17 protein-coding genes are annotated in these 23,406 nt (G+C 47.0%); 9 read left to right on the top strand and 8 right to left on the bottom strand.

All coding sequences use genetic code 11. The features are described from left to right. Nucleotides 1-143 precede the first annotated feature (143 nt). The 3 genes from CLV42_RS14585 (at nt 144) to CLV42_RS14575 (ending at nt 2,463) form a co-directional block, all read left to right on the top strand. Complete coding sequence (locus CLV42_RS14585) at nt 144-968, top strand: helix-turn-helix domain-containing protein (protein ID WP_106602657.1); 825 nt, start codon at nt 144-146, stop codon at nt 966-968. 120 nt (nt 969-1,088) lie between these two features. Further along, nucleotides 1,089-1,607 (top strand): cupin domain-containing protein, encoded by a 519-nt coding sequence (locus CLV42_RS14580; protein ID WP_106602656.1) that lies wholly within the window; start codon nt 1,089-1,091, stop codon nt 1,605-1,607. 241 nt (nt 1,608-1,848) lie between these two features. Then, entirely contained in the window at nt 1,849-2,463 is a 615-nt protein-coding gene (locus CLV42_RS14575; protein ID WP_106602655.1) for a DUF4230 domain-containing protein, read from the top strand. A gap of 132 nt (nt 2,464-2,595) precedes the next feature. On the opposite strand, the gene CLV42_RS14570 is transcribed toward CLV42_RS14575, so the two are convergent. Further along, complete coding sequence (locus tag CLV42_RS14570; RefSeq protein WP_106602654.1) at nt 2,596-3,315, bottom strand: hypothetical protein; 720 nt, start codon at nt 3,313-3,315, stop codon at nt 2,596-2,598. Nucleotides 3,316-3,506: 191 nt separating this feature from the next. Between CLV42_RS14570 and CLV42_RS14565 the strand changes: the two genes are divergently transcribed. After that, nucleotides 3,507-3,833 (top strand): RNA recognition motif domain-containing protein, encoded by a 327-nt coding sequence (locus CLV42_RS14565; protein WP_089832925.1) that lies wholly within the window; start codon nt 3,507-3,509, stop codon nt 3,831-3,833. 236 nt (nt 3,834-4,069) lie between these two features. On the opposite strand, the gene CLV42_RS14560 is transcribed toward CLV42_RS14565, so the two are convergent. The 4 genes from CLV42_RS14560 to CLV42_RS14545 form a co-directional block, all read right to left on the bottom strand. Further along, complete coding sequence (locus tag CLV42_RS14560; protein WP_106602653.1) at nt 4,070-5,476, bottom strand: dihydrolipoamide acetyltransferase family protein; 1,407 nt, start codon at nt 5,474-5,476, stop codon at nt 4,070-4,072. Between the two features lie 42 nt (nt 5,477-5,518). Then, nucleotides 5,519-6,775 (bottom strand): CinA family nicotinamide mononucleotide deamidase-related protein, encoded by a 1,257-nt coding sequence (locus CLV42_RS14555; protein WP_106602652.1) that lies wholly within the window; start codon nt 6,773-6,775, stop codon nt 5,519-5,521. Nucleotides 6,776-6,778: 3 nt separating this feature from the next. Continuing rightward, a complete protein-coding gene (locus CLV42_RS14550) occupies nt 6,779-7,198 on the bottom strand; it encodes an acyl-CoA thioesterase (protein WP_106602884.1) in 420 nt (139 codons plus the stop codon). A gap of 86 nt (nt 7,199-7,284) precedes the next feature. Next, on the bottom strand, nt 7,285-7,692 hold the full coding sequence (locus tag CLV42_RS14545; protein WP_106602651.1) for a DoxX family protein: 408 nt from the start codon (nt 7,690-7,692) through the stop codon (nt 7,285-7,287). Nucleotides 7,693-8,217: 525 nt separating this feature from the next. Between CLV42_RS14545 and CLV42_RS14535 the strand changes: the two genes are divergently transcribed. The 3 genes from CLV42_RS14535 (at nt 8,218) to CLV42_RS14525 (ending at nt 14,181) form a co-directional block, all read left to right on the top strand. After that, nucleotides 8,218-11,289 (top strand): tetratricopeptide repeat protein, encoded by a 3,072-nt coding sequence (locus tag CLV42_RS14535; protein WP_106602649.1) that lies wholly within the window; start codon nt 8,218-8,220, stop codon nt 11,287-11,289. A 17-nt stretch (nt 11,290-11,306) separates the two neighbouring features. Then, nucleotides 11,307-12,956 carry a TonB-dependent receptor gene (locus CLV42_RS14530; protein WP_106602648.1) on the top strand — a complete coding sequence of 550 codons (1,650 nt, stop codon included), beginning with the start codon at nt 11,307-11,309 and terminating at the stop codon, nt 12,954-12,956. 133 nt (nt 12,957-13,089) lie between these two features. Then, complete coding sequence (locus CLV42_RS14525; RefSeq protein ID WP_106602647.1) at nt 13,090-14,181, top strand: HU domain-containing protein; 1,092 nt, start codon at nt 13,090-13,092, stop codon at nt 14,179-14,181. A 210-nt stretch (nt 14,182-14,391) separates the two neighbouring features. Here CLV42_RS14525 and CLV42_RS14520 read toward each other — a convergent pair whose 3' ends face one another. Together CLV42_RS14520 and CLV42_RS14515 are read right to left on the bottom strand one after the other, a co-directional pair. After that, nucleotides 14,392-15,285: an SDR family oxidoreductase gene (locus tag CLV42_RS14520; protein WP_106602646.1), complete on the bottom strand. Its 894-nt coding sequence runs from the start codon at nt 15,283-15,285 to the stop codon at nt 14,392-14,394. Between the two features lie 227 nt (nt 15,286-15,512). After that, a complete protein-coding gene (locus tag CLV42_RS14515; RefSeq protein ID WP_245901652.1) occupies nt 15,513-17,588 on the bottom strand; it encodes a prolyl oligopeptidase family serine peptidase in 2,076 nt (691 codons plus the stop codon). Nucleotides 17,589-17,975: 387 nt separating this feature from the next. Between CLV42_RS14515 and pfkA the strand changes: the two genes are divergently transcribed. Beyond that, nucleotides 17,976-18,956, top strand: a complete 981-nt coding sequence (pfkA, locus tag CLV42_RS14510; RefSeq protein WP_089832908.1) for a 6-phosphofructokinase — start codon at nt 17,976-17,978, stop codon at nt 18,954-18,956. 11 nt (nt 18,957-18,967) lie between these two features. Further along, nucleotides 18,968-20,458, top strand: a complete 1,491-nt coding sequence (gene pyk, locus CLV42_RS14505) for a pyruvate kinase (protein ID WP_211303457.1) — start codon at nt 18,968-18,970, stop codon at nt 20,456-20,458. A gap of 81 nt (nt 20,459-20,539) precedes the next feature. Here the strand turns inward: pyk and CLV42_RS14500 are convergent, their stop codons facing one another. Continuing rightward, nucleotides 20,540-23,386, bottom strand: coding sequence for a TonB-dependent receptor (locus CLV42_RS14500; RefSeq protein WP_106602645.1), 2,847 nt, complete (start codon nt 23,384-23,386; stop codon nt 20,540-20,542). Nucleotides 23,387-23,406: the final 20 nt, after the last annotated feature.

The following is a 23,406-nucleotide window of genomic DNA, read 5'->3' as shown; positions in this document are numbered from 1 at the left end:
TACTGCAACCATTTGTCTTTCAAGCTACTCAAATTATATTTTTTTATATACTTATAATCTTATAAGTTTGTATAGAAGAAATTGAAGACCTGATTCAGATTTTGTGGATGTTTTGAATATCTGATAACCTTATACATGTTCCTATGAATTTCCGTATCTATCAACCGGCAACTTCGCTGGCACCGTATGTTAAGCAGTATTATCATTTACAAAGCTCAAATAGTGGATTGATCAACCTGCCGCAGAACCTGTTCTCCCTGGGAGATCTCTACATGGTATTCCTGCAGGAAGGAGAAGTGATCTTCCAACCTACGCAACACGCTTCTTTTACTTTGCCTGAGGCTTCCGTTGTGGGTCATTTTACCTGTCATCATCAGATCAGGGTAAAAGGTCCTGTAAAAATGACCGTGATCCAGCTGAACGCCTATGGCTGTTACAGGCTGGCGGGTCTGAATATGTCTTCCTTCAACAACTACTTCCGTGATCTGCTGAAGCAGGACCGTGAGTGCTGGCAGGATCTGGCCAATAAAATTGCTACCGCTACAGATATCACCAAATTGGATGCTGTGCTGAATGACGGATTGACCAACATGATGTGCTCACAGGTACACAACCTGAAACAGGTTGATGTAATTGCAGATTACATCATTGACAACCAGGGCTATACGAATATAGACAGGCTGACGAGGAAGTTTAAGATATCCCGTCATACCCTGGAAAGGAAATTCATGGAAGTGATCGGACTGACGCCGCAGTTATTTGCCCGTATGCTCCGTTTCAGGGACGCTATGCGTCATATGCAGAAGATGACCGTGGAAGAGTGGCAGGCATTTATCACCAACAACGATTATTACGACCAGGCTTCATTTATACAGGATTTCCTCTTCTTCAAAGGAGAAGCACCGGTACTGAACCAGGAAACTGCTATTGCGCAAATGCCGGTAGCACGCCCTGTGGCCGTAGCGTAAAATGATTTTTGACTAAAAGAATGAAAAATAAGAGAGCCGCCTCGTTCACGGGACGGCTTTTTCATTTTAATCAATTTTCCTTTCTTTTGTAGCATCCATAAACCAGGACACAATCATATCATGCATAAACCCAGACACAATGCCGCCTACTGGCGGGAACAGCTCAACTTACAATCCCATGTGGAGGGAGGCTCCTTCCGGGAAACCTACCGTTCCTCCTGGGAGTTTCAACAATCCGCATTGCCACCGGCCATGAAGGGCAACCGCAATGCTTCCACCGCTATCTATTTCCTGTTGGAAGAAGGGCAGTTCTCCGCATTTCATCGCATCGCATCTGATGAGGTATGGCATTTCTATGATGGCCATTCCCTTGCCATCTATGACATTGATCCTGAAGGCGTGCTGACTGTGCACAAACTGGGCCTCAACCTCGAAACAGGTGAACAACCCCAGCTGGTGATCAAAGCAGGTCACTGGTTTGCATCGCGTACAGAGGTGCCCGGTGGATTTGCCCTTGTAGGCTGCACAGTGGCGCCTGGCTTCGATTTCACTGACTTTGAACTTGCAGGGAAAGATAGTCTGCAGGCAGTTTACCCACAACACAGTGAATTGATCGCCTCCCTGGTACACGGACACTGATAATGATAAGGATCAGTTATGGACTGTCAGCCATAAATATTATATTCGCTGAAGTCGTCGGGGTATTTACTATAGGAGTTGTAACTTATAATCAAAAGCACAACTATCTACCAACTGTATGTCGCGGGCCATGGCCCAACGTTTGTAGACTTTTGCATACATTACTAACTAATAAAAATCATGATCACTATGGACCTTGTTCTGCTATGGGCAATGGTCCACAGCAACTATCTCTTCTGTTATGAAAAGATTCTTTCGTTTCGTTTTTTTTCTATCCCTTGCTGTTTTACTGTTTTGGTTGGGCAAACAATTCGGCAGTAAAAGTGTAAATCAGAGCATTCTCTCTAATAGTCAGATCGTGCGCGAAATCGCTGAACTGGCCAGCCTTGAAGTGCAGGGCAATGCTACGATCAAACGCAGTAATATTACTGACGATGGAGAATGGACCTCCAATCTGAAAAAGGCATTCCTGGAGAACACCATCTGGGTATCTATCCCTTACCTGGCCAAATATGGCATCAATGCAGATGAGAAGAATTTCCGGATAACGGTGTCAGATAAGAAGATCACTATCAACCTGCCACAACCGAAACTGCTCAGTTATGAGCTGAAAGTGGACAAGATGGAGACTTCCAACAGGAAAGGCTGGCTACTGTTCCAGGACGATGAAACCTATACTGACGTGCAGAAAAAGCTGTACCAGACTTCCCGTGGACAGCTGGAAAACAACAACCTGTATATCAATCAGTCAAAAGAGAAACTCACCAAGATTATCAGGCAGTACTATGAGCCTTTCCTTCATGATCATGAGCTGGAGATCACCTTTGGCAGCAGTGCGCCGGTATTACTGAATTAATCGTTTTTAAAGGTTTCCGGGGCAGGTCCTGGTGTTATAGCACATAGGGATCTTTCCCGGAAACATTGATATACATATCTGCCGGAATGCCGGCAGACTGTACTTTCTGTGAGGTATACATGCTAGCTGTACCTATGCGGCATTATGGGCAATATACTTCACCAGGGAGCGTTTGGCAACGGGTAATAAGGTCTCGGTTACCGGAAATACGAGCTTGGTATCAATGCGGTATACTGCCGGGGTAGGCAGTTTCTTACGCTGCCGGATCAGGCTGGTTTTAATATGCTCACAGGTATTTACCAGGTCCTTGGTATAGGTATCGAGGTATTGTGTGTGAATACCCCGGTATTTTTCATCATGGCGTTCAAAAATACTCAATCTGTATTCATACACTATCACATCCTGATAGCGGCCATCACACAGGAATAAATATCCCTCCTGTGAATCCAGCGGTATCAGTCCCACGGGCGAGATATTCAGGCTTTCTTCCACAAATTCATAGATCTCTGTGCCTTCGCGGATAGCGCCGTTCATCTTCTGAATGGCATATTGGATAATGGTTTCCAGCTCCTGCATCAGTTCATCATCGGCGATCATCTGCTCATAAAGTAACTGCAGTCGTTCCATATTCACGGCAGTAAGGCGTTTGGGAAACTGCTGCTGCAGGAATTGTTTGTTTTCCCGGAAGGCTACCAGATTGTTATAGTGAAAGATGACATCTCCCAGCTGCGGGTACAGCTTGTTTTCATTGAAATAACGGTTTATTTGCTGCAGATAGGCCAACAAAGTGTACTTTTTCTGCTCAAAATCGATATAACCGTCTGCAAACCACGTTTCGCTCAGGCTACTCATACCAAAATAATTTAATGGATTATGTATATTAATTTACAAAAAATCAGCCAACTATCCATAAAACGGAAGTGGTAATTCCAGCCAGTGTTACCGGTATATTTACTTTATTAAATTATTTCCTGACGCGGTGTATTTATTGAACTTATTTGTTTATCTTCAATATTATTTTTCATTTTTTTAATTTTTTAGTCATGAACATTTACGTAGCCAACCTGCACTACAGGTTGAACGATGAAGACCTTCACCAGATATTTAGCGAATTTGGAGAGGTTACTTCCGCTAAAATTATCAAGGACCACGAGACTGGCCGTTCACGCGGTTTCGGATTCGTGGAAATGCCCAACCAGGAAGAAGGTAGCAAGGCTATGGATAGTTTGAACGGTACTGAAATCGAAGGCAAGCAACTGATGGTAAACGAAGCAAGACCTAAACAACCGAATAATAACTCAAGAGGTGGTGGATTCAATCGCGGTGGCGGCGGCGGATACGGCGGCGGCGGCGGTCGTGGTCGTTATTAATTCTGTTGGCCTAAGCTTATCTCGGTCAAGAAATTGAAAAAAGCTCCTGCAAAGGAGCTTTTTTTATGCTGGTATATTTTTGTTATCTGCGGATATTATAATTCCTGTATAAAAGACCAAACAAGGTTTTATCCCCAAAACACGAATGATGAATACAGGTGAGACGGATCATCTCTGTATTCATCATTCGCAATAAATATTCAAATGTGCTTATCTAAGCAAGCATCTGTTCTCCCTTAATAGCCCCTGTTCACATCAAAATTTTCCAGTTCCTGCGCTACTGCGCTCAGGAAAGTAGAACCCATTGCGCCATCCACGATACGGTGATCGTAGGACAGTGACAGGTACATCATATGACGGATAGCGATGGTATCACCGTAAGGCGATTCTATCACAACAGGACGTTTTTTGATCGCGCCTACTGCCAGGATAGCCACCTGCGGCTGGTTGATGATGGGTGTACCAGCCAGGCTGCCAAAGGTGCCTACGTTGGTCAGGGTGATGGTACCGTTCTGTGTATCATCAGGTTTCAGCCTGTTTTGACGGGCTGCATTGGCCAGTTGATTCACCTGGCGGGTTAGTCCCACCAGGTTCAGCATGTCGGCATTACGGATCACCGGAACGATCAGATTACCTGTAGGCAAAGCAGTTGCCATACCGATATTGATATCTTTCTTAACGATGATCTTATCACCGTCCAGTGAACTGTTTAACAGCGGGAACTTTTTGATGCATTTCACCATTGCTTCGATGAAGAGTGGTGTAAAAGTGATCTTCTCTCCTTCTCTTTTCTCAAAAGCTCCTTTCACCTGATCACGCCATTTCACCATATTGGTCACATCTGCCTCTGCGAAGCTGGTCACATGCGGGCTGGTATGTTTGCTACGCACCATATGCTCAGCGATCAGCTTACGCATACGGTCCATTTCAATGATCTCCACATTATTGCCATAGCTGGCAGTGCTCACCGGCGCAGCTGCAGGCTGTGAGTGTGAACCTACGCCATTGCTAACCGGAACAGCGGCAGGAGTTACTGCGGCTGCCGGACGGCTTACCGGCTGTTCTACAGGCGCCGGCGCTTCTGTTCTTTGTGGCGCTGGTGCAGTGGTAAGCCCCTTGTTTTTCGCCTCCACAAAAACTAATATATCTTTTTTGGTCACACGGCCTTCATTGCCGGTACCAGGTATTTTTTCCAGTTCAGCAAAGCTGATACCTTCCTGTTGTGCAATGGTCAGTACCAGCGGAGAGTAAAAACGGGCACCACTCGTTACGAACTGCGCCTCATAAGGAGCGCTCGTTGTTTCATGTTGCGGAACAGGCGCTTCTTCTCTTACAACGGCGGCAGGCGTTTCCTGTACTGCCACAGGGGCGACAGGAGCTGCTGTCGCGAAACCAGCGTCAACAGCGGTATTGATACGTGCAATGACAGTACCTACCGGTACTACATCATTTTCCGCGTAGAGTATCTCGGTAATTTCCCCATCGGCAATAGAAGGTACTTCGCTATCCACCTTATCCGTCGCAATTTCGAGCACGGTTTCATCAGTTTTTACATGATCTCCCGGCTTCTTATGCCAGCGTAATATGGTGGCTTCCATAATACTTTCCCCCATTTTGGGCATTACCAGTTCTACAATGGCCATAAAATTGTGTTTAGCGTTTTGGTACGGAAACAAAAGTAAGGTTTATACTATCAACTTCCTCAATTCATTCATTGCATAAGTTGCTGTCATCTGTATGTTATTCAGGCGGTCATAGCGCAACTGGTGCTTCACCGTCACCAGTTCCTTCGCACTGCCGGCAGCTATCCAGACAGTACCTACCGGCTTTTCCGGAGTGCCGCCATCAGGCCCCATGATACCTGATACCGCTATGATATAATCGGTTTTTAACTGCTGCAGGGCTCCTCTGGCCATTTCCCTTACCACTGCCTCGCTCACCGCACCGTTGGCCTGTAATGTTTCCTGTTTCACCCCCAGTAAACCACTTTTAATTTCGTTGGCATAACTAACTACACTGCCTTTATACCAGGCAGAACTTCCCGGCACCAGGGTAATATTGTGGGCAATGAACCCACCCGTACAGCTCTCTGCTGTACCGACCGTTTTCCCCTTTTCTTTCAGCAGTTTACCCAGCACTTCACCCATAGGAAGGTCCTCGTCTGTCACGGTAATATCCGCCAGCAGTTCCTTCATCTGGTGAAAATAGATGGACAATGCGGCTGCGGTGGATAATTTATCTGCGCCAAAAGCAGTGAGCCGCAGCTTCAGCAAACCGTAAGATGGCAGGTAGGCCAGCTTGATATGTGGAGGAAGGGATGCTTCAAAGTGTGTCAGTCTTTCCGCTATAAACGACTCTCCCATGCCTGAAGTCAGCAATGTCTGGTGTACAATTGCCGGCGTCTGGAAATATTCCTGTAAGCGTGGCAACACATGATCGGACATCAGTCCTTTCATTTCATGTGGCACGCCCGGCATGGACACATAGATCTTTTCGTCCTTTTCAAACCACATGCCCGGTGCAGTACCCCTGGTGTTATGCAGCACCGTGGCCACATCGGGTACCAGCGACTGGTCCACATTACGCTGTAAGGTGGGCAGGCCGCGGCTTTCAAAGAATTCCATTACCTGCAGATAGGTAGCTTCATCTCTTACCAGCTTTCCGCCAAAATATTCGCACAATACGGGTTTGGTAATATCGTCGGCTGTTGGTCCCAGTCCTCCCGTAATCAGTACAATGTCTGAAACCGCTCCTTCCCTGTCCAATGCTTCCAGGATGGCTTCCCTCACATCCCCGATGGCTACACGGCGGTGTACCCATATTCCCATCGCATTCAGTTGCTGCGCCATCCAGGCTGAATTAGTGTCTATCGTCTGTCCTATCAGTAATTCATCTCCGATCGTGATGATACTTGCTACTACCTTATCCGCTTGTATTGTCATGATTTACATGCTTTTCTCAAAAAAAGGAGCCAGGCGTTCCATCATCACCGGGGGCATCCCGTACCGTAATCTGGTATCTGCATGCAGGAATACCAGGGTGGTGACGCCTACGTTCAATAGCTCGCCCTTTTCATTGTATAGTTCTGTATGGAACCGGATCTTATGATCGACCGGCAATTCCTTCAATATAGTCTTCACTGTTATAAGATCATCGTAATAGGCCGGGCGAAGGTACTTTGAATTTAACTCTGCCACCGGCATGATGATGCCCTGTTTTTCCAGTTCAGCATAGGTAAAACCCAGCGTCCGGATGGCTTCTGCACGCCCTACTTCATAATATAATGCATAATTGCCGTAGTAAAGGTACCCCATCTGGTCCGTTTCTCCATAGCGTACGCGTATCTGTGTCGTCTGTGTGAACATATTATCAGTCTTGAGCCCTGGCGCCCGCATTTACCACAAAATGCATTCCGCGTTTTCCGGCAACACACGGGCACCAGGTGTTTAAATTATTTTCCAATCAGGTGGTCCAGGCTGTATTTGCCAGGTCCGGCGAACAATATCGCAGTGAAAGCAGCCAGGAACAGGATGCCCATTTCATTCTGCGACAATGGCGCATTCTTCATTACCACAAATACCACAATGATCATACAGAACACCAGCGGAACAGCAGCAAGGCGGGTCAGTAATCCGACAGCTACCAGCGCCGCACACAGGGTTTCTGCAAAAATGGTCAGGGACAGGGATATGGTTTGTCCTACATGCAGCGGATCAGGGAATTTGCCTACCATCTGGGAAAAACCCTTCAGTTTCGACAAACCATGTGTGAACATCAATGCGCCAAAAACCACGCGCAATACCAGCATAGCAAAGTTGACAGCGCCGGTATTCACACGCGATGTAAATAGTTTACTCATAGAGAAAATGGTTTAGGCCTGCAGATCTGCGTTACCTCCCGTCTGGCCGACAGGAATCATACAGGCACGTTTTTTAATTTTAAATGAACTGTTTACAGATTGCGCCAAAAATATGATTAATAATAAACAATTAAAACCTTGTTCCCCTCCCCCGCTATCTGCGTTCCGGTATTTGACCGGAGCAATTATTTTTCCTCCATAAACTGCACTGAAAACCAACGCATCCCGGTAAAGCAGGTGGTGGACGGACTGCCGTTTATACAAGTTGGTTTAATTCTTGCAAGTCAACACCTTAATTTCAGATCAGCACGGGCAAATCCGAAAGCAGGTTCCGCGTACCAGGTGCCGGTTATCCGGTTCCCGCCATGTCCCCTTGGGCCGGCGTATAGCTTAATTAAATCCAATAGCTATATTTGTTGCTGTTTTTGTCTCCCTCAAAGCAATATATTATTGATTCTGAATAGAAAATAATTTCTGTTGGGGATCCGTTTTAAACGCATATTTAAGATATAACAGGTTAAAAGCATGCAATTCATAAGAAAGTTTCTTGTTCCCGGACATTTGTACTTATTCCTGGCGTCTTTCTGTATCCTGGCTGCGCCTGTGTCAAAAGCACAGCAAACGCGCGTCTATACCGAGCCGGATAAAGTTTTCAAGGATGCCCAGCAACTTTTCCAGCAGGAAAAATATGCAGTGGCTATGCAATTGTTCCGGCAAACGATTGATAATATCAGCTATTTCCAGGAGACCAGCCGTAGCCTGGTAAAAACAGACGCCCAATATTATTATACCGTTTGTGCACTGAAACTGGGACAGGCCAATGCGGAAAAACTGGCGCTGGACTTCCTGGCCTTCTACAACAATAGCGCAAGGGAGCAGCTTGTCAGCTACCAGCTGGCGAAGTACTACTTCCATCAGAATAAGCTGAAAGAGGCCATCCCCCTGTACGAAAAAGCCAATATCGAAAACCTTTCCAACAGCGAGATCGCAGAAGCTAAGTTTGAACTGGCTTACTCCTATTTTAATGTGAAAGACTTCCAGAAGGCCCAGCCACTGTTCGGTTCCATCAGGGAGGTGCCCGGCAAATACTATGAGCCGGCCAACTATTACTATGGCTTCATCGCCTATTACAACCGGCAGTATAACGACGCCCTCACGAGCTTCCAACGTGTCGTGAGCGATCCTAAATACAGCACCATCGTTCCTTATTACATCGCAGAGATCTATTACTTCCAGAATAAAAAGGACCAGTTGATCAGCTATGCAGAGCCCCTTGTTAAAAAAGGAGGCCTTTATTATGATGCAGAACTGAAACAATTACTGGGTCAGGCCTATTTCGAAAGGAAAGACTATAAGAAAGCATTGCCTTATCTGCAGGAATTCCATGACAACGCTGAAGAAGTAAGGAAAGAAGATATTTACCAGCTGTCATACAGCTATTACCAGACGGGTAACTATAATAAAGCCATCGACGGTTTCAAACAGTTGAGCAGTGAGCAGGATTCCCTGGGACAGAACTCCATGTACCTGCTGGGCGATTGCTACCTGCGTACCAACCAGAAAGCCAATGCCCGCAATGCATTCGCCTTCTGCGCCCGCAACAGTGCCAACGCACAGCAACAGGAGATCTCCCGGTTCAACTATGGCAAACTGTCTTACGAACTGGGCTACCAGGATGCCGCTGTTACTGAACTCACCAGCTTCGTAAACACCTATCCACAGTCCTCTTACAACAAAGAGGCCCGTGAGATACTGGTGAACCTGTTCATGAACACCAACAACTACAATGATGCGCTGACCATCATTGAGGCCATGCCGGACAAATCACCAACGGTACTGAAGGCATATCAGAAAGTAGCCTATGGCCGCGCCACAGAACTGATCAATGACCAACAGCTGGCAGAAGCCGACCGCCTGCTGGATATTTCACTGAAGAATCCTTACGATAAAAACCTGACACAACTGGCCCATTTCTGGAAAGCGGAAATAGCCATGCGACAAAATAAAACAGATGCCGCCATCGGTCATCTGAACGTTTACCTCACCGGCGGTGTACCTGCCTCCGGCGAAGCCAATGCCCAGACAGCCAGCTATAACATGGGTTACAGCCTGCTGAAAAAAGAAGACTATACCCGCGCCCTCCAGCATTTTGAAGCAGCCCAGCGCACCACCGGTCCGAATGCATCACGTATCATCGCTGATGCGGCCCTCCGTAGTGCAGACTGTTATTATATGCTGAAAGACTATGGAAAGGCAATGGCGATGTACGATAAGATCATTGCCAACAACCAGGCGGGATCTGACTATGCTACCTATCAGAAAAGTATCATTCTCGGTATCCAGGGTAAAACAAATGAAAAGGTGGCCCTCCTGAAACAACTGGGCAGCAAATATCCTTCTTCAGGTTTTGGTAATGATGCTGACCTGGAAATTGCCAATACTTACCTGGCAGAGGAAAAATACAATGAGGCCATCCCTTACCTGGAAAACGTATTGCAGAAGCAGCCTAACGGACCCAATGCACCGCGTGCATTGCTAAAACTGGGTCTCTGCTATTTCAACAAGGATAACGATGACAAGGCGATCTCCTATTACCGCCAGGTGGTAGAGAAATACCCTAACTCTCCGGAAGCAAACGAAGCACTGGCCGCTGTAAAAGATATCTATGTAAGTCAGGGTAAAACTGATGCCTATATAGCGTTGCTGAGATCTACAGGCCAGTCCATCAGTGCATCTGCAGAAGACTCCCTGAGCTATGCAGCAGCAGAAACGAAGTTCAGTAATGGTGACTGTGCAGGCGCTACCACCGCCTTCAACAGCTACCTGCAGCGGTTCCCGAACGGGGCATTCGTATTACCGGCTAATTTCTATAAATCAGAATGTGCTTATAACAATAAGGATTATACAGGTGCATTGCCCGGTTATGAATTCGTACTGACAAAGAACAATAGCCTGTATGCAGAGCGTGCCGCTTTGCAGGCTGCCAATATCAACTTCTACCAGGTGAAGAACTATGAGAAATCCCGCACCTACTATTTGCAGCTGCAGGACCTCTCTACTACCAAGGAGAATACCTTCGCCGCCACCCGTGGATTGCTGCGCAGCAATTATCTCCTGAAACACTGGGATGAAGTGAACAGCTACGCAGAGATCCTGCTGTCCAGCAGTAATATCAGTACCGACGACCAGATCATCGGTCACGCTTACCTGGGACGTGCAGAGCAGGAACAGGGCAACTACGATGAAGCCATCAAAGAATATAAGATAGCTGCTGGGCTGACCAAGTCTGAAATAGGCGCTGAAGCCCGCTATAACCTGGCTTATTGCCTCCTGCAGAAAAATGATCTGGCAGGTGCAGAAAAAGCCGGTTTTGATGTAATAAAGAATACACCGGGATACGAAGTGTGGGTAGCGAAATCCTACATCCTCCTGGGTGATGTGTATACCCGTCAGAAAGACTATTTCAATGCAAAAGCTACCTTCCAGAGTATTGCAGAGAACTGTCCGATACCTGAGCTGAAACAGGAAGCGAAGGACAAACTGGCGAAAGTAGAAGCAGACGAAAGAGCTGCCTCTAAAATCAAATCCAATAAATAATTCCGAATTACGTTAGCATGAACGCTTATATCAAACATATTCACCGGTTCCTGGCAGTAGCAGGTTGCAGTGCGGCAGGTATACTGATGCATCAGCAGGCATACGCGCAGGAGAACCTGAAAGAAGAAACCATCGATATCATTTCCAATTACCGCCCTAAACTGCGGGATGCGGCCAAACTGAACCTGACAGCGTCTCTGCCAGGTTTCGATACTACCCGTCCGCGTTTGCAGTACCAGGTACCGGCCTTGAACCTTTATTTCATGTACCAGCCCATTCCGCTTAAACCGCTGGCGCTGGGGAAGGATTCACTGAGCCAGTTACAGAACAACTTTATCAAGGTAGGTTATGGTAACCTCAGCACACCATTGGTACAAGCGGGTTTTGGTACCGGCAGGCAGGAAAAATATAACTTCGGATTGTATGTAAACTATACCTCCTCCAAAGGAGATATCAAGAACCAGGACTACGGCGCATTCAATGTACTGGGTTCCGGCACTTACTTCACTCCTCTCTGGGAAGTGAATGGTAGTGTTGGTTATGATCGCAACCAGGTACATTATTATGGATATGATCATGCCACACTGGAATTCTCCAAAAACGATGTCAGACAAACATTCAACCAGTTCACCGCACAAGTGGGCGTGAAGAACAGGACACTGAATGACTGGGCCTTTAAATTCGAGCCAACCGCTAAATTCATCTACTTCAGCGATTCCTATAAACGTAAAGAGCCTACAGCCATTTTCAAGATCCCGGTGTCAAAGCAGCTGTTTGAGGATATTTACCTGAGAGCAGAAGGCATCTTTGACCTGTCATCTTTCAAAGAAGACGATCACAAGCAGATCAACAACAACGTAGTAGCCATTCATCCGGCACTGGAGATCATCAAGCCACGCTTTGTATTACATGCAGGTGTGAACCCTACCTGGACTAACAGCAAGTTCTACCTGCTGCCAGACATCGTGAACGAGTCACATATTATCTATAAGAAAGTGATCCTGAGCAGTGGATGGATCTCTTATGTGAACAAGAACAGCTACCGCGCCCTGGCCAACCAGAATCCGTTCATTGGCAGCTATGGTGAAGGTATCCTGAATACAAGAGTAGAAGAGAAATACACCGGTATCAAAGGAACGATCGGCAGCCACTTCAACTACAATACCAAGTTTGCCGCTGTTACCTGGCATAACATGCCGCTGTTCGTGAATGACAGCATTGACGGTAAAACCTTCTATACCAAAAATGAAGAAGAGCTGAAAGCCTTTAACCTTCACGCAGAAGTAGGTTACATCCAGGAAGAAAAGTTCCAGCTGAGATTAGCATTTGACTGGTTCAACTATAATAAACAAAAAACGGAGATCAAGCCCTGGGGCCTGATCCCTTTCCAGGCAGACGCTTTTGCACAGTACACCCTTGTTAAAAAGCTGCACCTGAATGCGAACCTGTATTACCTGGGTGGTACTTATTACCAGGTATTTGCTACGCAGGATTTCAATAAAACCAAGGGGAAATGGGACCTGAGCGCCGGTGCGAACTACGATATTGGTAAGAATTTCAACATCTGGGTGAACGCCAATAACCTGTTTAATTCCAAATACCAGCGCTGGTACGGATACCCTACCTATGGCCTGAATGTATTAGGAGGTGTGATGATTAAATTTTAAAATCGTAAAATTGCAGTCATAATCAAGGATTAAGGATCAGGAATTAAGATAATATATTACCCCATTCCTGATCCTTAACTCCGGATTTCCGTTCGAGAGAGTCATTTTATAATAAATAGGAATATCTACGTAATTGGTACTACAGCAATACATACAGGAAATTTTGTTCAGGCAGCACACCTGCTGTCTGCCCCAACTAGGCGTGTTCAAACTGACGCATACCCCGGCACGTTACGATGTTACCAATAAAACAATATCCCCTCCGGGAGAGATCATCACATTTGAGGAAACATTGACAAACGACGGAGGTCTGGTGGAATGGATCTCCCAGAAAGAGCTGTTGGTGCCTGCCATCGCGCAGCTTAAGATGGAAAAATATATAGACGAGTTCAAACAGCTCCTGAAAAAGGGCGAGCCGGTTGTAATACCTGGTGTAGGAAAACTGCACGCCAATACTGTGGGCAGGATATCCTTTGAACAGGAAGCGCCAGCCATTACCAGGGACATATTGCATGTCAGCCCGGTGATCAGGCAGGATGCCAGTCATAAGGTAACTGTAGGTACTAAAGAAGTAGTGAATAAACAGGTGGTGGATCACTTGACGGCATCACCGTCATCTTCCTCCGCTTCTTCTTCCACTCCAGCCGCCTCTCCGGTTCCTCCCGCAGCGGCTTTCAGCGAGGGAGTGAAACCTCCGCCTGCAACACCGGCGGCTACTCCTACTTCGGCAACAGAAGATTATGAATACGAGGGATATACCCGGGAAATACCCTCTAAGCTCCGCTGGCTGTGGATCGCTATCCCGATAGCGTCAGTGGTGACTGCTATTATTGTCTGGTATTCTGTTAACAAGAACAGGCCGGAGATCACAAGAGCAGAGGGTGCTCAGAATCCCGCTCCCGTTGAAGCAACGCCTGTACCTGCGCCACCGGCAACGGTGGACAGTTCCTCTCAGGCAGCTGCGGTGGCACCGGCTCCTGCAACGCCTGCTATGCTGGAATACGATGTTATTTTCCAGGTATTTCCGACAAGAAAAGCAGGGGAGAATATGTACAAGAAGCAGAAAGGTTGGGGCCAGCCAGTGGTATTGAGGGCCAGTCATGATTCATCAATATTTAAGCTAGGCGAACACTTCCAGACATCAATGTCCGATACCACAGCCATGAAGGATTCCGTGGCGAAGAAATACCGCGCAAAAGTCTTTTTGGAGCTGAGTAAGCACTGAAAGTAATCTAATAAATTATACGAAGCGGGGTAGCATTTCCAAATTGACGGAAATGCTACCCCGCCTCATTTTACCCACCATCAATAGGACAAGTACCTCCTGACAATAGGCAACAGACATCCCTGAGACAATCTCTCTCTTTCGTGGAAACTATAGCCAGCTCTGATCCTGAATTATTGGGGGAAACGTGTACCTGGAGCTATATATACACTAGATCTCTTTTGCAACGATCTCCAGCCCTTCTTCAAAACTATGGGGAGCAAAACCCAGCTCATTCACGGCCTTATCTATGACAAAACCTGTTTTAGCGGGGCGTTTGGCAGGCTGGGTGAAGCTTTTGGCGTCTACCTTTTCAAGAAGCTGTGTGTTCAGTTTAAAATAACCGGCAGTTTGTACTGCCATCTGATAGGGGGTCAGTGTTTCCTTGCCTGAGATATGGAATATGCCGGTGGCCTTTTTATCTGCTACCAGTTTGCATCCTACTGCAAGGTCCTGTACAAGCGTAGGTGTACGCCACTGGTCATCTACGACCTTCAGCTTCTTACCCTGCTCCAGGTTACTCTTTACCCAGGTGATAATGTTACTGCGTTTGGGGTCTGCTGCGACACCGTATACCAGTACCGTACGTACGATAGCCCACGGCAGCTTGCTGTTACGTACCATACTTTCTGCCGCCACCTTGCTCGAACCATAATAGCTGATGGGGTTGACTACATCCTCTTCTGCATAGGGTCCCTGTAAACCGTCAAATACAAAGTCGGTGGACAGGAAAATGAAGAAGGTGTTATGTTGTTCGGCAGCATGCAGTAAATAGCGGGTTGCCGCTACATTGGTATCCCAGCAGAGGTCTTTATTACGTTCACAGTCATCTACCTGGGTCATAGCAGCAGCATGGATGAGTATATCCGGCTTGTGCTTTTCCAACAGGTGCCGCACACTGGTGGCATCCCGCAGATTGGTAGCTTCGTAGGTATATCCCGTCTGCATGGGCAGGCGGTTAGGGCCTCTTCCGCTGGCTATTACCTGATACCGGCCATCCTCCAAAAAAATTGGAATAAGGTGCTGGCCCAATAATCCATTGCTTCCTGTGATTAATACCTTCATTTCTATGCCTTTTACTAAAATTACGAATTCAGTTTCAATTCCGAATTACCAATTACAGCGGAACAACAGGATTATACAGATTCTTATCTATAATCGCCGGACGCTGAGGTGGCAGGCGTAGTATATTCCAGCCAGGTCACACACTGTAAATGGCGGCTAAAAGGATGCTGCAATAAAAAAGACCGTATCGGTGTGATACGGCCTTTGACGTTAATTGGTCTATATATTTATTTAAAGCTCATACCCAGGTTATACATGGTAAATGCCCAGACATCGGCTGCTTCTTCGATCACTTTGGAAGTCGGTTTGCCGGCGCCATGGCCTGCCTGTGTTTCTATACGTATAAGCGTTGGGTTAGTACCGGCGTTAGCGGCCTGCAGGGTAGCTGCAAATTTAAAAGAGTGTGCTGGCACCACGCGGTCGTCGTGATCTGCTGTGGTGATCAGGGTAGCCGGATACTGCGTACCCGCCTTCAGGTTATGCAGCGGAGAGTACTTGTACAGGTAAGGGAATTGATCTGCCCTGGCACTTGTACCAAACTCGGTCACCCATGCCCAGCCAATGGTAAAGTTCTGGAAACGCAGCATATCCATCACTCCTACTGCTGGCAATGCCACCTTGAACAGGTCAGGACGCTGTGTCATACAGGCACCTATCAGCAATCCGCCGTTAGAGCCCCCACGGATAGCGAGTTTCGAAGGACTGGTATATTTAGACTTTACCAGGAATTCTGCTGCCGAGATAAAGTCGTCAAATACGTTCTGCTTTTTCTCCAGCATGCCAGCCTTATGCCAGGCCTCACCATATTCACTGCCACCCCTCAGCGACACTACAGCATAAATGCCACCCTGCTCCAGAAAGAATAGGTTGGAAACGCTGAATCCAGGTGTCATTGGAATATTGAAACCACCATAGCCGTAGAGCAGCACAGGGTTCTGGCCGTTCAGCTTAAGTCCTTTCTTATAAGACAGGAATACCGGCACCTTTGTACCATCCTTGCTGGTAAAGAAAAGCTGTTTGGTTTCATAATCCTCCTGACGGAATTTTGCTTCTGCTTTAGCGAAGAGACTTGACTTACCGGTGGTGATGTCATATCTATATATAGTGGCCGGCGCAACAAAGGAAGTAAAGGAATAGAATAATTCCTTGTCCTTAGCCGTCGCGCCAAAACCACTGGCAGTACCAATACCCGGAAGGGCAATCTGCCAATCCAGCTTACCATCATAGCTATATTGGGCTACCCTGGAAGAAGCATCTTTCAGGTAGGTGGCAAACAATCTTTTACCAGCGGTGCTTACGCCCTGTAATACTTCTTTCTGTTCAGGTATGATCAGTTTACGGCTGGCAGGGTTCTTCGGATCTACAAGCTCGACCTTATAGTTGGGCGCTCCCTCGTTGGTAAGGATCAGCAGTTTATCCCCATCATTATCGATCACGCCAGGTTCGAACTCGAAGCCTTTTACCAGCAGTTTGAATGCTTTCTGGTCGGGGTCCTGCAGGTCCCAGTAAGACAGCTGGTTGCCTGAGGTGCCTTCCGACTCATGCAGGATCAGGAAGCGTTCGTCTTCAGTAACATCTACTCCGAGGTTACGCAGGGGATGTTCCTTGTCCTCGTAGATCAGCACATCCTGGTCCTGGGAGGTACCGAGGCGGTGGTAGTATACTTTATGGAATTCGTTCTTTTTAGACAGTTTGTTCTCTTCTGTAGGCTTGTCGTACCGGCTGTAGTAAAAGCCGTCCTTCCTCCAGGAGATATTGCTGAACTTGATCCAGTCGATCGAGTCTTTCAGCAGCTGTTTGCTTTCCACATCCATTATAAAGGCCTGTTGCCAATCGGAACCCGCCTTGGCAATCTGGTAAGCCATATATTTCGCATCCTTTGAAAAGGCAATGCTGCCCAGGGCCACTGTACCAGCGTCGGAGAACTTGTTAGGGTCAATGAACACCTCGGGAGTACCTGTAAGGGATTTCTGGCGGTACAGCACAGATTGGTTCTGCAGCCCATCATTCTTATAAAAATAGTAATAGTCTCCTCTTTTAAACGGAGTGCCTATCTTCGGGTAGTTCCACAGCTCTTCAAGCCGCTTCCTGATGGCTCCATGAAAGGGGATCTTGTTAAGGTAATCGTTAGTAACGGCGTTCTCAGCCTTTACCCACGCTTTGGTTTCAGGGCTGTTATCATCTTCCAGCCAGCGATACGGATCGGCGACGATAGCACCATGGTAGTTATCTGTAACGTCTGTTTTATTGGTCTGTGGATAAATAATTCCTGTCTGTTGCGCTATTGCAGGTCCTGTTATCATAAATAAATACAAAATAGTAAAGATAGGACGTCTGAGTGTACATGTTTTCATTTGAACTATTTGGGTTTACATTTAAATTATATCTATGTATATTTTTTAAAAAATTTATTAGGTTGGTTAATTAAAAATGAAAATTTCGTGTAATTCATCAGAATACTATTAGAAAGAATACGCAAAATGTTATTTTTGTGCGCCACTTAGATATTTTCCTGGCAATTTATGCATAAGCAGCGTGATTTACAGGAAAAAAGGTAGAAGCAGGGGGGTGGAAAACAGGGAATGCAATATCACACGTTAGGGGTATACAGGAGGTGGTATGGAAGCTGAAGAGACACCGGATTCCCTGAAATCCACCATAAAAACGAAGAGAGGGAAATAAACATAACTATGAAAAAAGTTTCTAACATCGCAGTTCTTACATCAGGCGGAGACGCGCCTGGCATGAATGCCGCCGTTCGTGCAGTTGTAAGGACCGGAATTTACCATCAGTTAAATGTGTATGGTGTTATGTATGGCTACAGGGGAATGCTGAAGAATGAAATATTTCCCTTGGAGTCCAAATCTGTGGCTAATATCATTCAGCGCGGAGGTACCATTCTAAAGACCGCACGTTGTAAAGAGTTTTATGAAGCAGAAGGCAGACAGAAAGCCTACGAAAATCTCAAGAAACACAATATTGATGGTATCGTAGTTATCGGGGGTGATGGTTCCTTCAACGGCGCTTATAAAATGAGCCAGGAGTTTGACATTCCATGTATCGGTTTACCCGGCACTATTGACAAGGATATTGCAGGTACTGATTTTACCATTGGTTTTGATACGGCAGTGAACACTGCTGTGGATGCTATAGACAAGATCCGCGATACAGCTGATGCGCACGACCGTTTATTTGTTATAGAAGTAATGGGACGTGATGCAGGTTATATAGCCCTGCACAGTGGTATTTCCACTGGTGCTGAGCACATCATGACCCCGGAACACCTGATTGATGTACAGGATATCATTGAGGACCTGCAGACCAACGAGCGCCGCAGGAAGCTGGTGAATATCATTGTGGTGGCTGAAGGTTCCATCGCCGGCGGTGCTGAAGAAGTAGCCCGTCAGGTAAAAGCCAGCTGTCCGCAGCTGGATACACGCGTATGTATCCTCGGGCACATACAGCGTGGTGGCTCTCCCTCCTGCCAGGACCGCATCCTGGCCAGCCGTATGGGTTATGCAGCAGTAGAAGCACTGTTGAACGGTACTTCTAATGTAATGGTAGGCATTGTAAACAACAAAATCCAATATACCCCTCTGGAACAAGCTATCAAGGCTAAAGAACACCTTGATCCGGAATGGTTAAAGATGGTTAAAATACTTGCGAGTTAAAAAATAGAGCTATGAGTACAAAAGATTTATCACAATACGTACACAAACAGATGGATCATGAAGCTTCCCGTGCGCATTCCCAGCACAAAACCAAAATCGTGGCAACTGTCGGCCCGGCCTGCGATACCTATGAAGGCTTACTGGCACTAGTAAGAGCCGGCGTTAACGTGTTCCGTCTGAACTTTTCACATGGCTCCCACGAAGATAAACTGCGTATTATCCAGTATATCCGTCAGATCAACAAAACTGAGCCTTACAACGTAGCTATTCTCGCTGACCTGCAAGGCCCTAAACTGCGTGTTGGTGAGATCGAAAATAACGCATTACCACTGGTAGCCGGTCAGATCCTGACCTTCGTAAATGAGAAAGTGGTAGGTAATGCTGTAAAGATCTACGTTTCCTACGCAGACCTGCATAAAGACGTTAAACCAGGTCAGAAAATCCTCCTGGATGACGGTAAAATCGAAACTGTAGTAAGAGAGATCACTGCCGATGGCGAGATCAAAGCTGAAGTAACCCTGCCAGGTGTACTGTCTTCCAAAAAAGGCTTCAACCTGCCAGATACCAAAGTTTCCCTGCCGGCACTGACCGAAAAAGATATCGTGGACCTGGAATTCATCATCGATCACGATTGTGACTGGGTTGCCCTGTCATTCGTTAGACACGTAGATGACCTCCTGCTGATCCGCAAACGCCTGAAAGAACGCAATTCCAAAATGAAGGTGATCTCCAAGATCGAAAAACCTGAAGCCATTGCGAACCTGAAGGAAATCATCTGGGAAAGCGATGGCGTAATGATCGCTCGTGGTGACCTGGGTGTGGAACTGCCAGTTGAGCAGATCCCAATGATCCAGAAAGATATTATCCGTAAATGTATCCACCGTGCTAAGCCTGTAATCGTGGCTACGCAAATGATGGAAAGCATGATAGACCGTACCCGTCCTAACCGTAGTGAAATCACTGACGTAGCGAACGCGGTACTGGAAGGAGCTGATGCCGTAATGCTGAGTGGTGAGACCGCTACAGGTCAGTTCCCTGAGCTGGTGATCCAGACCATGAGAAAGATCATCGGTGAAGTAGAGAAAGAAGACATCATCTACAACCGTAACCTGATCCCTCACCGTCACTCTCCTACCTTCCTAAGCGATGCACTGTGTTACAACGCCTGTAAGATGGCAGAAGACCTGGATGCTGATGCGCTGATCGGTATGACCCAGAGCGGTTACACCGGTTTCATGCTGAGCAGCTACCGTCCACGCTCTCCACTGTTCATCTTCACCAAGGAAAAAACACTGGTAAATCAGCTGAGCCTGAGCTGGGGTGTACGCGCCTTCTTCTATGATGGCGAAGAAAGCCTGGATGGCATCATCTCTGACCAGATCAACATCCTGAAAGAAAGAGGCTTTGTGAAACCTGCTGACATTGTGGTAAATACCGGCAGCACTCCAGTAGCAGAACACCTGCCTACCAATACGATCAAAATCTCTACCGTTGCTGAATAAGCATGAACGGAACAACATTATAGTATAAATAAAAAGGTCTCGTATTAAACGAGACCTTTTTATTTATACTTACATCATCCATTATAATGTCAACACAAAACGTGTAAAGAGACGGATACCATTGAAGCCCATCTGCACAGCATCCCATGCGCCACCGCTCTCACTGTCGTAAGCTGATAACCTGGCTCCGTTCGCCACTCCGAGTGAAGGGTGTACGTTGAAGATATTATCAGCACCGACGAACCAGTTAAGCTGTTTGGTGATCTTATAATTTACAGCCAGGTCGGTTACTGCCTTGCCTTTATATTTGAATAGTTCAGGCACCAGTTTATCAGGATCGCTGTCCAGGCCTACTACCGGGTTAATACCTGAACCGGCCAGGTCTCCGCTCCAGCCATAACCATACAGTTCTACCTTACCGAAATAGGTCACGTGCGCACTTACACCAAATTTATTGATACCATAATCCAGGTTCAGGCCAATCTTCACCGGAGGTGCAGAAGCCAGTACAAAGCGTTCTTCACGGTCGCTGAAGAAAGACTTTCTATGCAGATAGGAATCATTCAGTCGTTCCGGTACATTGATCTTGTCGATCTTCATGTGCTGGAAATTGGCTGCCAGTAGAGCCCTGAAACGCTGATTGCCCCAACGTTTGTTATAGTCGATCACCACGTCGATACCAGTGTTGGTGGTATTTACGGCGTTAGCGAAGAACTGCGCATTATCGATATGTAATGAGTTCAAAGTATTGTACAGTTCCTGAGACAGGGTGGTATCGCTGGCGCTGAACTGACCGGACAATACGATTCTGTCTTTTACCTTCACCAGGTATCCATCCACAGTGACAGACAGTGCGTTCACTGGTTTCCAGGTGAAGCCCAGACTGGCGTTCACTGACTTCTCCTGCTTCAGATCAGGAATGCCGGCTGCCCTGGTAATACTGTTTGTATTCGGAGCAATCTTCACCTCTGTAATGAGACCTCCCTGTACGTTGGTATACTGGGAGCTAAAGTTGATCTGTTGCAGTGAAGGAGCGCGGAAACCCGTGCTGACAGAACCACGGATGTTAAAATTGGAAGTTACTTTATAGCGGGTGGCAAACTTATAATTGCTGGTGAAACCGAAGTCGCTGTAGTTCTCAGCACGTACTGCTGCACCTATCAACCATTTGCTGGTTACGTCCAGTTCTGCATCCACAAAACCGGCCACATTGGAACGGTTTGCATTTACTTCATCAGAAGGGCGGTAGCCAGGGAAGCCTTGTGCACCTGTGGCCTTAAAGAAGGTAGGATCATAGTTTCTATAGGATGCTTCCTCTCCCGCATAGATCGTGTATTTCTCATACCTGTATTCAGCACCCAGGGCCAGATGCAGGCCTGCGGCCACACCAGTTATCTCCTTACCCACGGTCAGGTTAGCGGTATTCTGCAGGAAAGAGAATCCTCCATCGTCGAAATGAGTAGGCGTGTTGGCCCCCAGAGAAGCGTTGAAGGTTTTATCGCCAAAGAAGTGGAAATTGTTACGGCCCAGGGCATTACTCAGATCCCAGGTCCAGCCGTTGCCAAATTCCCCCTTGATGCCAGCAGCTGCAGACCAGTCATCGATCTTGTTCTGAATATGTGGATCAAACACAGTATCGTTAGCTGCACCACCGGGAGATGTAACCGGGTACATGATATCCTGATAGAAGATCAGCTTCCCGTTCGCATCTGTAGGGAAACGGTCAGGGTGTCCGCTGGAACTTGGATTATTTCCGTTGAAATGCCTGGTGTAGGCATAGGCATCAGAAAATTTATGGTTATACCCGCCAAAGGCATAAAAAGTGGTGCGTCCGTCTGCGAAAGGCAGCTCCAGGTTCAGCATACCACCGCCGGTAGTTTTGGAGGCGTCCCCATATGATCTTCTTACCACGTTAATCGGTAAGGCATCTGCATGGGCCATATTCGTATCCAGCACCTGGCGGAAGGTTTTACCCTGTTTCAGAAAGTTGCCGGAGAAGTTCAGAAAGCCACCGTGTTTGCCCAAAGACACCCCGTAATTCAGTCCCACAGAAACAGCATTACCGTCGATCGCGCCGTTATTCCTGTATTGGTTCAATTCCTTACCGAAGTAAGTATTGTACTTGTGATCATAATATCCGGCATAACCAGCATTTACATACAGGTGATTCACATCTTTCTTAAGAATGATATTGATCACACCTGCGATGGCATCTGAACCATACTGGGCGGAAGCTCCATCACGGAGTATTTCCACACGGTCGATAGCCGCTTCGGGAATGGCGTTCAGGTCAGTGCCGGAGTTACCGCGGCCACGGGTACCATATACCGCTACGAAGGCTGTCTGGTGGCGGCGTTTACCATTTACCAGTACGAGGGTCTGATCTGGTCCCAGTCCACGGAGGGTGGCGAGGTCAATCTGATCGGCGCCATCGCTACCACTCTGTTTGTTATAATTAAAGGAAGGTGCAGATACGTTGAGCAGGGCTGTCAGGTCCATCTTGGCAGTAGGATAAGCCGCCTGGCTGAGGGAGATAACATCTACCGGAACAGGTGTCTCGATCTTTGCCCGGCCTCCGGAACGGGTACCTACCAGCACCACCTGGGTCAGCTCTGATACCGTGGATACCAGCTGGATATCCACGTGTGTACGACCGTTTATAGGAAAAGATAATTGTCTGAAACCAATAGCACTTAGTTCCAGTACATCATCTGTTTTTGCTTCAATGGAAAAGGTACCGTCCTTGCCTGTCAACGTACCGGTACCGCCTTGTTTTACTCTCACAGTAATCCCTTCCAGCGGTACTGCTGTGGTGGCATCGGTGACTTTACCGGTTATTTTTTGCTTCTGAGCATATACCGCCACTAGTGGTACATACAGAAATAGCAATAAGAATACACTACGAATTAGATTCCTGGTTGACTTCATTTGTGTTTGGTTTGGGTTAT

Source organism: Chitinophaga ginsengisoli, from assembly GCF_003014595.1.
In the GTDB taxonomy this organism is placed as follows: domain Bacteria; phylum Bacteroidota; class Bacteroidia; order Chitinophagales; family Chitinophagaceae; genus Chitinophaga; species Chitinophaga ginsengisoli.
The sequence above is the reverse complement of the archived record's forward strand: the minus strand, read 5'-3'. Positions and strand labels throughout refer to the sequence as shown.